This window comes from Candidatus Tisiphia endosymbiont of Temnostethus pusillus (genome assembly GCF_964264675.1).
Lineage (GTDB): Bacteria > Pseudomonadota > Alphaproteobacteria > Rickettsiales > Rickettsiaceae > Tisiphia.
Map to the genome: position 1 here is coordinate 497,378 of NZ_OZ183472.1, position 11,397 is coordinate 508,774.

9 protein-coding genes and 1 pseudogene are annotated in these 11,397 nt (G+C 34.3%); all 10 read left to right on the forward strand.

Annotated elements, in window-relative coordinates:
• The first annotated feature begins 42 nt into the window (after nucleotides 1-42).
• The gene (locus tag ACFEL2_RS02440; RefSeq protein WP_375332159.1) at nucleotides 43-1,080 is read left to right on the forward strand and encodes an IS630 family transposase; all 1,038 of its coding nucleotides are present in this window, start codon (nucleotides 43-45) and stop codon (nucleotides 1,078-1,080) included.
• An 8-nt stretch (nucleotides 1,081-1,088) separates the two neighbouring features.
• Nucleotides 1,089-1,313 (forward strand): annotated as a pseudogene (locus tag ACFEL2_RS02445) (integrase core domain-containing protein); the annotation flags it as partial.
• Nucleotides 1,314-1,386: 73 nt separating this feature from the next.
• Entirely contained in the window at nucleotides 1,387-2,142 is a 756-nt protein-coding gene (locus ACFEL2_RS02450; protein ID WP_375332160.1) for a 4'-phosphopantetheinyl transferase family protein, read from the forward strand.
• A gap of 275 nt (nucleotides 2,143-2,417) precedes the next feature.
• Entirely contained in the window at nucleotides 2,418-3,308 is an 891-nt protein-coding gene (locus ACFEL2_RS02455; RefSeq protein ID WP_375331961.1) for an IS982 family transposase, read from the forward strand.
• A gap of 73 nt (nucleotides 3,309-3,381) precedes the next feature.
• Nucleotides 3,382-5,199: an AAA family ATPase gene (locus tag ACFEL2_RS02460; RefSeq protein ID WP_375332161.1), complete on the forward strand. Its 1,818-nt coding sequence runs from the start codon at nucleotides 3,382-3,384 to the stop codon at nucleotides 5,197-5,199.
• Between the two features lie 214 nt (nucleotides 5,200-5,413).
• Nucleotides 5,414-7,141, forward strand: a complete 1,728-nt coding sequence (locus tag ACFEL2_RS02465; protein WP_375332162.1) for a DnaA N-terminal domain-containing protein — start codon at nucleotides 5,414-5,416, stop codon at nucleotides 7,139-7,141.
• 71 nt (nucleotides 7,142-7,212) lie between these two features.
• Complete coding sequence (locus ACFEL2_RS02470; RefSeq protein WP_375332163.1) at nucleotides 7,213-7,389, forward strand: hypothetical protein; 177 nt, start codon at nucleotides 7,213-7,215, stop codon at nucleotides 7,387-7,389.
• A 378-nt stretch (nucleotides 7,390-7,767) separates the two neighbouring features.
• Entirely contained in the window at nucleotides 7,768-8,304 is a 537-nt protein-coding gene (locus ACFEL2_RS02475) for a hypothetical protein (RefSeq protein ID WP_375332164.1), read from the forward strand.
• Nucleotides 8,270-9,616, forward strand: coding sequence for a hypothetical protein (locus ACFEL2_RS02480; RefSeq protein WP_375332165.1), 1,347 nt, complete (start codon nucleotides 8,270-8,272; stop codon nucleotides 9,614-9,616). The genes ACFEL2_RS02475 and ACFEL2_RS02480 overlap by 35 nt, the downstream gene beginning before the upstream one ends.
• A gap of 498 nt (nucleotides 9,617-10,114) precedes the next feature.
• Nucleotides 10,115-11,377 (forward strand): group II intron reverse transcriptase/maturase, encoded by a 1,263-nt coding sequence (gene ltrA, locus ACFEL2_RS02485; protein ID WP_375331612.1) that lies wholly within the window; start codon nucleotides 10,115-10,117, stop codon nucleotides 11,375-11,377.
• Nucleotides 11,378-11,397: the final 20 nt, after the last annotated feature.

Below are 11,397 nucleotides of genomic sequence, written 5' to 3' on the forward strand. Positions count from 1 at the left end.
TGAAGAGTTGAAGGAAGAGAAGAAAGAAGCTAGAATATGATAATGGGAAATATTTTAACATCTGAACAAAGAACGGTACTGAAGTCAGGTCATGGTAATGAACGAGATAGGAGAGTATGTGACCGAATTAAGGCAGTTTTGCTGTATGATAAAGGTTGGAGCTATGGAGAAATAGCAGAAGCATTGCTGTTAAGTGAAGAAGCTATAAGAAAGCATGTAAGAGATTATCAAAAATTTAATAAATTAGAGACAGCTACCGGTGGTAGTGCAAGTAAGCTAAGTGAGCTAGAAGAGAAAGAGTTAATAGAGCATTTAGAAATATGTAATTATGTTTATGCCAAAGATATCAGCAATTACATAGAAGAAAAATACGGTGTTACCTATACAATAGCAGGAGTAACAAAACTATTAATCAGATTAGGCTTTGTATATAAGAAGCCAAAGATCGTACCCGGCAAGCTTGATATAGATAAGCAAGAACTATTTAAGCTAGAATATAGTTTGTTAAAAGGTACTCTCAAGGCTAAAGAAGCTATATATTTTATGGATAGCGTTCATCCTCAGTATCAAACAAAAGCCCGTTATGATTGGATCAGAAAGAATCAAAATAAAACTTTACCAACATTTAGTGGCTGGAAAAGGAAGCATTTAATAGGAGCAATTAATTTATCTGATTTGCAATTAGTTAGCACAGATAATCCTAAAGTAAACGGTGATTATATAATCAATTTTCTACAAAAATTAGAAGCAGAAAATCCTAATAAAGAGAAGATATATTTGATTTGTGATAATGCTGGGTATCATAAGTCAAAGAAAGTAAAGGAGTATCTAGTAAATAGCAAAATAGAATTAGTATTTTCACCTCCCTATAGCCCTAATCTTAATCCGATTGAACGATTATGGAAATTTATGCATAGAATTGTAACAAATAATAAATTTTACCATAATTTTGCTCAATTCTCAGAAGCTATAGATAGATTTTTTGCTAATATTGATAAATACAAAGGTAATTTGCTTACTCTTATAACTGACCAATTTCAGACTATAACTTTTAATCATTTTGCCAACTCTTCAGGTTAATTGAGTATAAAGGCAGGAGTATTGATAATATAATTATTGAGAGATTTTTTAGAACCTTGAAGTACAATTATATATTTATTAATGATTTTAGCAATATTAAAGAACTAAAAAATGGTATTGATAATTATATGAATAAATATAATTATCAAAGATTTCATTCAGCTATTGGTTATAAAAAACCTATGCATGTTTATCTTAATTATATACAAAACTACATGCAAATTGCTGCTTAATAAATGCAAAATAGGAAACAAATTTATCTTTTTTTTGTCTTGATTTTTCAGTCCATTATAGATGGTAAGAGCTATGATTTCTACTCGGCAAATATCTAATACTGAGTCTCTAAAAATAAATGAGGTGCATATTTGGAGTACTTATCTACTAGAAAATCCGAAAGATTTAGATTTACAATATTCTTACCTGTCAACAGATGAGAAAGAACGGGCAGAAAAATTTTATTTTGCAAGAGATAAAATAAAGTTTATTCAGGGACGATGTTTATTGAGGTCCATAATAGCTGGTTATACCGGAATATCAGTGAACGATGTACAATTTAAATATAATGAATATGGCAAACCTAAGTTAAAAAACAACATAATAGGATTATCATTTAATGTTTCGCATTCTCATGAGTTGCTAGTTCTAGCATTTACTAGACATAATGAAGTGGGTATCGACATAGAATTAACTAAAGAAGACGATGTTAGCTGGCTGATAAATGCAAATATATTTACCAATAGTGAAATTAATTTATTTAAGGATTTGGTTAATTCCAATACAAGAGAAATTTTTTATAAATTATGGTCAGGTAAGGAAGCCTATCTAAAAGCTTTAGGAATAGGACTTTCTATACCTCTAAATAGTGTAGAAATAGCTTTTACTGAGGATAAAAAGATAAAGTTGGTAAATAATCGGCATACATCTTATGAGCCTTATTATTTGATAGACCTACAACATATTCCTGAGCAATATATTGGAACTTTAGCACTACTAGAGCAACCTAATCACATAAAATACTTTAACAAACACAAATGTAAAGAGATCTATATATGTGGGTGCTAGGTTCTGTTGACAAAAATTATAGTTAGGAAAGAGGAATAAAAAGTTGCCATAGTAAGAAGAAATGGTAGTTTCTAGTTATCAAAAAAAGGAACTACCAGTATGAAGTATTACATAGAAGAACAAGCATGGGAAGTAATTTTATCATTTTTTAAGGAAAGAAATGGTATAACGTCAGTTCGGGATAAGATATAGATGAAATAGTAATAGATAAAAGGATTGTCAAAAAGGAGTGCCTGCAGTATTTATATTTTTAAACAAAAAAACAAACTACAGGCATGAAAAAAGATATCACAGAATTATATAGTTTTATAGATGATTTTTGTAAAATTTATTTGGAGTATGAACAGAGAAAGTTATTACCATCAAATAAGCAGAGAAATCGCTGTTGTAGCATGAGTTTAAGTGAAATGTTAACAATAATAATTATGTTTCATACATCCTATGCTAAGAATTTTAAATTTTTCTATAAAAGTTATATAGAGTGCATGCATAAGGATGATTTCCCTAAAGCCTTGAGTTATAATAGATTTGTTGAATTAATGGCACGATTATTCATACCGCTAAATATGTTGATTCATTTGTTGTTTGGTGAGGAAACAGGTATTTATTTTATTGACTCTACAACGATTAGAGCTTGTCACAATAAAAGGCGTTATAGCAATAAAGTTTTTAAAGGATTAGCCAAACATAGTAAATCCTCTATGGGGTATTTTTATGGTTTTAAATTACATGTAATAATCAATAATAAAGGGGAGTTTATGGCATTAAAAGTGACCAAAGGCAATGTAGATGATAGGGTTCCAGTACCGGAGTTAACAAAAAGATTAACTGGAATTATAGCAGCTGATAAAGGTTATATTAAGCAAAATTTGTTCTTAAATTTATATGAAAGAGGCTTAAAAATGATTCATGGAATTAAGAAGAATATGGAAAATAAATTAATGGATTTGAAAGAAAAAATCTTACTTCGAAAGCGTAACTTAATTGAAACAGTTTTTGATTATCTAAAAAATAAAATGAACCTTGAACATACTAGACATAGATCACCAATAAATGCCTTTGTCCATATATTATCTACTCTTGTTGCTTATTCATTAAAGAAAAATAAACCTTCAACAAAATTTGATTTTAATCTACATGTTCTCAATATCCTTATCCCGAATTGACTTAAGTTGCTATTAGTGTACAATAAAAAAGTGTATAATAGTATTATATAGTTAGTAGAAAACAGTAAAATCAATGACAGAAGAAAAAACTAAGAGTAATGGTAATTATCAGCCAAAGATGTTTGTTGGCACTGATGACTTTAAAACATTATTATTAAACAGTGATGTATTCGTTGACAAAAGCCTAATGATCAAAGAATTGCTAGAGGATAATGGAGCAGTGACTCTAATTACTCGACCAAGACGTTGGGGGAAAAGTATTAATATGGATATGGTCAGACGCTTTCTAGAAATAGAGCTAGACAATGAGGGGAATCCTCTGCCACCACAAGAACGAGTAAATTATAAATTATTTGTTGGGGGAGAAGTAGATTTGGGGTTTGACGAAGCAAAAAAATTGCAACCTTTAAAGATAGCGTCTTGTGAAAATGCAATGAAACGTCAAGGGCAATTTCCCGTAATATTCATCACCTTTAAAAGCGTGGAAGGTTCAAGCTATCACGATATTGAACAAGGTGTAAAAAGCCAGTTACGGAAATTATTTCAGGCTCATAGTTATTTAAGTGATAGTAACAAACTTAAAACAAGTGAGATAGCAGATTTCAACCAATATTTATTTGGCGAGGTAACTTTAGACAATATCAAAAATAGTTTGGCTATTTTAAGCCATTTGCTTTACAAACATTATAATAGAAAGCCTTGGGTATTGATCGATGAATATGATACGCCAATTAATAGTGCTTACCGCTGGTTTGGCACTAATGAGGCAGAATTTCAGAAAGTGTTAGAAATTTTTCGTGGCATCATGAAATCTACCTTTAAAAAGGAAACTGGCGATCAAGAATTGCCAGTTGAAAGGGGAGTTATTACAGGAATTTTACGGATTGCCAAAGCTGAATTATTTTCTGGTTTAAACAATGTTAGTGAATATAGTTTGTTAGATGAGCCATTTGGCAAAGTTTACGGGTTCACAGCAAGAGAAGTAGAAGAGTTATTAACTAAAGTACCACTTGATACTAGCCTAGAAGAAATTAAGGATTGGTATAATGGCTATAAATTTGGTGGTGAAACTATCTATAATCCTTGGTCAATTATGCGATGCTTAGCAAGTAAAGGGAAGCTAGATCATTATTGGATTGATAGTGGTGGCACTGGGTGGATCGACCACGTCTTGTTATCGGATGAGATGCAGCAGGATATTCAAACATTAGCCGCTGGTAAACCTATCGTTTCTAGCATTACCAAGCATATCAGTTTCACGGACATTGGTCAGCCGGAAGGGTTGTTAAGTTTATTGTTATTTAGTGGCTATTTAAACCCACATGCTAAAATGCCAGAAAGAGATATTTATGAACTATCTATTCCTAATTATGAGGTAAAATATATTTATGAAAAAAGAGTACTCCAATGGGTCAGCAAACAAATAAACATTGATAGTTCTAGGTACTACTCATTTATTAGCTTGTTAATAGATGGCAAAATAGAGGAGTTTAAGCAAAGAATGCAGGAGTTACTGCTGGGTAGCACTAGTTTCCACCAAGTAGGAGAAAAAAAAGCCGAATTATTTTATAGTGGCTTTATGCTCGGATTTGTTAATATGCTAGCTTCTAACTATATAGTATCAAGTGAGCAAGAATCTGGTAGTGGTCGAGCCGACGTAATCATGATTCCTAAAGTTGGTAAAGGTGATAAGGCCATGGTGATTGAGTATAAAATCGCTAAACCTTCAGAAGATTTAACGACTATAGCAGGGTTTGGTCTACAACAAATTATTGATAGGAAATATGATACTAAAATAAAAGAGCATCAACATGTTAAACAAATACTAAAAATCTGCATGGCTTTTTGTGGGAAAAATATGGATTTACAATATCAGGTTACAGAGCTTTAATAATGGACTGTAAGCGTTTGAATAATCAGTAATTTAGTGTTTGTTGAGGTTCTGAAATTGTCCACTACGCCCCGCCAGTCCTTATCAGCCTTTCAGAGTTTTCTTATTTTACTAAAAATTTCATATGTAATTCATATGTAACTTCTCAGACAAATTTCCTGAAATTTGACCTACAAGAAAATCTATTTTTAACCCTATTACAAGGGGAGGAAATATGACAGAATCGTTAACTTTTTCTCGCTCTGTAGTTGAAAATCAAGATATTATCTTTTATAACATAGTCGGTAATTTTGTCCCGCCTGAGTGGCGGAATCTTACCAACAATTGTGGTAAACAATTAAGTAAAACGTCTCGTCAACTTTTATCGTTGATAGTTTCTTGCATGAAGACTGATAATTATAGAAATTCGGATGAATTACAAGAAGGCTATCATTTTTTCGAGAAAGAACTAGAAGTTTGTCAAAAACGGGTTAAACAATGTCTAACAGAATTACAAACAAGTGGATTCATTGATTTTACTTTAATTACTACTACGATCAAACATAACGTAAAATGCCGTAATATTTTATGTATCAAACTCCTTAAGAAATTTATGAATTTTTGTAAAAGAAATAATAGTTCTTATCATTCTAATTACATAAATATTCAATTTAGCCATAAAAAAATTTCAATTCAACCGGAAAAAAATTACCACCCAACTGTAAAAAATTTTCAAAAAAACGCATCTATATATATATCTATAATATCTAGATATGGAAAAAATCAAGAAAATTGTGGACAAGTCTGTGGACAAACTGTGTCAAAGCCTGAATCAGCTGAGGAACAAAACGTTAATTTACCACTTGAGGTAACGACGAAAAGAGGTGAAAAAACTTTGTCAGATATTGATTCAACTACGGAGCAAAGTGTTAATTTACCTACAGAGGTAACGGTAAGCTCAGCAAATGAAGCATCACCCTGCAATTCCTCTGAGGTAGCTCCAACTGATGACGAGTCAGATTACGATTCTGATTCTGATTCAACAGATGGCTATTCAGGAGGTAGCGAGTCTGAGCAAGAAGCTAGTGGGAAATTGCCTAGGTGGCTCAGTGATATTACCAAACAGGCTAAAGGCTGGTATTCACGTAGGAAGCTAGAGATGTTTTACCCATTGACCGAAGAAGATGCTGCTTGGTTAAGAAAGACAACAGGTCGTAATTACGAATTGAGTTTTGTCAACAAGCTATTGATTAAACATAGCGTAGATTCTCCTAACAATCGCTTTGCCTGCAAGCAAGCAGTACTGAATTACATGAAGATAACTTTGATTCATGAAAGGCGTCCACCATCTGTGGCAAATAACCCAAATTTTAACTTCGATCTGAACAATGCTACTAGGACAAGAAAGGCTTATTTGCAAAAGATAAGAGATAGTAAGGGCGTTAAACCACTGAATCAGTTGAAACGCAAGATTGTTGAAGCTTTTGAGCAGCAGCCTAGTACTGCTTATCAATTGCTGAAGAGGTGCAGTTTTTTTGGAGTATGTGACGATGAATACAAGATTGATCTAGCGGATATCTCTTTGTCAGAAACTGACAAATGCACATTGCTCAAGACAGTGCAAGAAGTATATGGCAAAGATGTTCAGCAATTGCGTATTACCAACAAAAGAGAGGTATCGGATTATGATTTAGAGCTAAGTGGGCTAAATCCAGAGTCAGTATGGTATAAAGTAAGGAAATATTTGTTAAAGTTATACGGTGAGAACTTGGACAAAGCCTGGTTTAGCAAGTTAGAAGCAATTGAAGAAGATACGACTTGCAATAAGCTTATTCTCAAACCAGCTACTGCCTTTATTGGGGATTGGATTAGGAGTAATTACAGGAGAGCTTTGGAAGATGCGTGCCATAGCCAAAATTATACTTTTGAGTTAATGAAAGTTGATAGCAGGGCTGGACTGTAAGCTATGGCAAATAGCACTTAAAGCTATTTTAAATATGTTTATAAGAGGATTTTAATTTTTAGCTAAAAAATATGTTAAAAACAAATAACACTATTGTACGAGTCTGTATTTGCGAAATTTTAAGGTATTCTTTCAATAATAAACAAAAACTTGAATTAGTAGTTAAGTTGATGAAACTAATTGTATTAGTTGAGAAAAAAGATGATTACAAACAAATTAATAATAATCAACCAGTTACTGAAGGTTGAAGAGTACATAAAAATCACATATGAAATTGCAAGGATTTGGAAAATATGAGAGTAATGCAGGTTACAAAGGTCGAACCTCTGCTTGCCAAGCAGAAGACCGTCCTTAAATTCACCAGTTTGTAACTATTTTTTTGAGATTTTTAGCAAATTTTGTCACTTTTTTACATTTTTTGGCAAAAATTGTCCGCGGAATCACCCGGGGGGGTGTACGCGTCGAAAAATGGGGTATAGGGGGCGTCACGCGAAAACTTTTTTTGAGGTAATTAATCACTTGTTATTAAAAATTTTCACTTTTTTAGTTTTTATTTTTCAAGTGGTAAAAAACCTGAAAATCAGCTATAATAAAGGGAATTATAAGGAATTTTTAAAGAGATGTACATGATCAAAAATTATGGTTTGTTTGAAAAATATTTAGCAAAGATATCATCTAGTACCATTAGTAAGTTTGGCTCAATAGATGATATCTCTAATTTCCTATTATATCTTTGTGAACATGGTAACATCGTTATTGCAGCTAAGAAGGCTGGTTGTATCTCGCCACTTAGGTTGCACCGGATTATTAATAGCGATAAATATTTAGCCAAATGCGTCAATTTAGCTTTAGCCATTGCGGTAGATAGGGCAGAAGGAGTGTTATATGATAGGGCTATTAATGGTTATGAGGAAGTGACTTATAACAAGGATAATCAGGCAATTGCTACTAAGAAAAAATATTGTTCTAAGTCGTTGCTGGAATATCTTAAAGCTAATTCGCCAAAATATCAAACGAGGAAGCATGATGCTGGTGACCATAGGAAAAATAGTGATGAAGCTGAACAAGCAGCAAAAGCCCAAGAAATGTCAAAAATGATAGATGTAGCTAATTTTGAAATAGAATCGTATGAAGCAGAATATGCACTTGCCAAAGGACAGTAAGAGCAAGGGGATAAAGACTACTGGTACAACTAAAGCCAGCAAAGAGGTTGCTAGCTCTGCTTCTAAAAGTCTTAAATTTCCGGTAGATTGGTCACCCTACCCATTCCAGCTACCTTTGTGGAGATATTTATACTCAGGTGGTAAGAAAGCTATAGCCATTTGGCATAGAAGAGCTGGCAAGGATATTATGGGTATTAATTGGATCACTGCTAGTGCCATTCGAGAAGTAGGCATTTACTGGTATGTCTATCCTACCTATAATCAAGCTAAAATGAGCATATGGGATGGTATGACATTATCAGGGCGTCCTTATATGTCGTTTATTCCTAAAGGGATTATTGCTCGTAGTCAGCAATATAAGCAACGGATATTATTTAAAAATGGCTCAGTGATTCAGTTTGTTGGTAGTGACCGTTATGCTACTATCAGGGGTAGCGGTATTAAGGGAGCAGTTATCTCGGAATATTCTTACCATGATCCACGAGCTATGAGCTGCGTTATAGAGCCGATGGTAATTCGTAATAATGGATGGCTGCTTTATTTGTATACTCCTTCCGATAATCCAAAATTGACACATGGTGAAGAATTATACCGGAAACACCAAGATAATCCTGAAGTATTTTGCCAAATAAAAACTATTGAAGATACTACTGATCATGAGGGGCAGCCATTAGTTGATAAAGACAAGTTGACTTCAGTCGACATGAGTAACGAAGAGATTCAAAGAGAGTTTTATTGTGACTTTGCTGCTTATCGTTACAAGAGAGCTGACCAAGGTGGTACTTTTGTTGAACAATTACGGCTTGCTGAAAGTCAAGGACGTATTGGCTATGTGCCATTTGATGCAAGCTATCAGGTTCATACTTACTGGGATATAGGGATTGTTGATTATACGGTGATTTGGTTTGTTCAAGAAAAAAAAGATTCTATCGATATTATTGACTTTTATATGAACAGGGGTAAGGATTTAGAGTTTTACTTGAATCATTTAAGGACTAGACCGTATCAATATGGACGTAACGTATTGCCCCATGATATGAGCCGAAGACAAATGCCAACTTTGGATACTAGGCTACAACAAGCTAATGAGGTAGCAGAGAAAGTAGGCTTCTCACCTTTTGCTATTGGTAGGAAATATTTACGGGAAGAGATGATAACTAAAGCAAGAAATTTGCTAGGCACGTGCCGAATAGATGCTGAGAAATGTCAGCGTGGCATTAACGGACTTTACGAGTTTGATGCTACAAAAAGAGGAGTACATTCTAGTTCATCTAGAGCAACTGATATCAGTGTGCCGTGCCAAGCGGCTTGAGAGATGAAGGTAGGTCCTTCGCAGTCGATTTACAGGAATAGGCTGCAAACCACTGCATGCGGCAATTGTTTAAGGGCATTGTCGTGAGCGATGCAGAAAAGGCATCCTTGAGGTGTCAGGTATAGACTTAAGAAGACGAACAACAGTGAACCACCGTTCAAGTGTCGAAAGTGCTTCAGATGATGTCAAAACCAAGGAGGTGATGTTGCTTTGGGATAAATTTAGCGGGAACCTGTTTACTGGCTAGGTGGCATCCGGCATAGAGGTGGCGTGAGCTTAAGTCAAGGCTTTCAAGCTGAACACGGGAACCTGTGCAACGATGTTAAAGGAAAGGTACAAGCGGAAATAAAACCGTGAGGCTGATAGTACTGATGCGTATACACAGGGGCGGACAGACATGTAGTAATGATGAAGTTGCTGTAATGGCAATGGAGTGAAGGTGTCTGACCATTTTAGCTGTTCATCACAGTGTCAACTAAATTTATTTAGGAGGAGCTTATGAAGACAGTAAAGCCTTTTGAAATTTCTAAGCAATATGTATGGCAAGCATACCAATGTGTTAAGAATAATAAAGGTGCAGCAGGAGTTGAACAACAAACTATGGAAGAATTTGAGCGAAACCTAAAAGATAATTTGTATAAGATATGGAATCGTATGTCCTCAGGCAGCTATTTTCCTCCTGCAGTAAAAGCTGTGCCTATTCCAAAGAAATCAGGTGGAGAACGAATCCTTGGGATTCCAACTATTTCGGATAGAATAGCACAAACTGTAGTGAAGATGGTACTTGAGCCATTAGTTGAGCCCATATTTGACGAAGATTCATATGGTTATCGCCCAAAGAAATCTGCACATGATGCCATAGCAGTTACAAGAGCAAGATGCTGGAAATATGACTTTGTTGTTGAATTTGATATCAAAGGTTTGTTTGATAATATCGATCACAAACTATTAATGAAAGCATTGGAGAAACATTGTAAGTGCAAATGGGTACTACTTTACGTACAAAGGTGGCTTAAAGCACCATTGCAAGATAAAGATGGAAATATTATTATGCGCGATAAGGGAACACCTCAAGGAGGAGTGATAAGTCCAATATTAGCAAATTTATTTTTACATTATGTATTTGATGCATGGGTAAGAAGAGAAATGCCAAGTGTAGCATTTTGTCGTTATGCTGATGATGGTTTACTCCATTGTCAGAGTCAAGAACAGGCAGAATATGTGTTACAAGTTATTAGACAACGATTCCAGGAATGTGGCCTTACGATACATCCTGATAAGTCGGGTATTATATATTGTAAGGACAATAATCGTCGTGATGAATATGAACGAATCAGCTTTGACTTTCTCGGATATAGTTTTAGACCAAGAAGATGTGTAAACAAACAAGGCATGGTTCATCCAAATTTCTTACCTGCGATAAGTAATAACTCTAAGAAAGCAATCATACAAACCATAAGGAGTTGGCACATTCAGCTTAAGAATGACAAGTCCTTATCTGAACTTTCGGAAATGTTTAAAGCTGAGTTAAGAGGTTGGTATAACTATTATGGGCAGTTTTATCCATCGGCAATGCACAACATATGGAAGCACCTGAATTGGTATTTGGAGCGGTGGGTTAGAAGAAAATATAAGAAACTTGCATGGCATAAAAGACGTGCAAGAGAATATCTAAATAGATTAGCAAATCTTAATCCTGAAGCTTTTATACATTGGAAATTAGGAATATATCCAAAGGCTAAAATGGTGGGAGCGGTGTGAGCTGAGAGGTTCACGCACCG

Coding starts and splice junctions, on each gene's coding strand:
- ACFEL2_RS02470 (WP_375332163.1), top strand. CDS start 7,213: ATGTTAAAAACAAATAACACTATTGTACGAGTCTGTATTTGCGAAATT.
- ACFEL2_RS02460 (WP_375332161.1), top strand. CDS start 3,382: ATGACAGAAGAAAAAACTAAGAGTAATGGTAATTATCAGCCAAAGATG.
- ACFEL2_RS02450 (WP_375332160.1), top strand. CDS start 1,387: ATGATTTCTACTCGGCAAATATCTAATACTGAGTCTCTAAAAATAAAT.
- ACFEL2_RS02440 (WP_375332159.1), top strand. CDS start 43: ATGGGAAATATTTTAACATCTGAACAAAGAACGGTACTGAAGTCAGGT.
- ACFEL2_RS02475 (WP_375332164.1), top strand. CDS start 7,768: ATGATCAAAAATTATGGTTTGTTTGAAAAATATTTAGCAAAGATATCA.
- ACFEL2_RS02480 (WP_375332165.1), top strand. CDS start 8,270: ATGAAGCAGAATATGCACTTGCCAAAGGACAGTAAGAGCAAGGGGATA.
- ltrA (WP_375331612.1), top strand. CDS start 10,115: ATGAAGACAGTAAAGCCTTTTGAAATTTCTAAGCAATATGTATGGCAA.
- ACFEL2_RS02455 (WP_375331961.1), top strand. CDS start 2,418: ATGAAAAAAGATATCACAGAATTATATAGTTTTATAGATGATTTTTGT.
- ACFEL2_RS02465 (WP_375332162.1), top strand. CDS start 5,414: ATGACAGAATCGTTAACTTTTTCTCGCTCTGTAGTTGAAAATCAAGAT.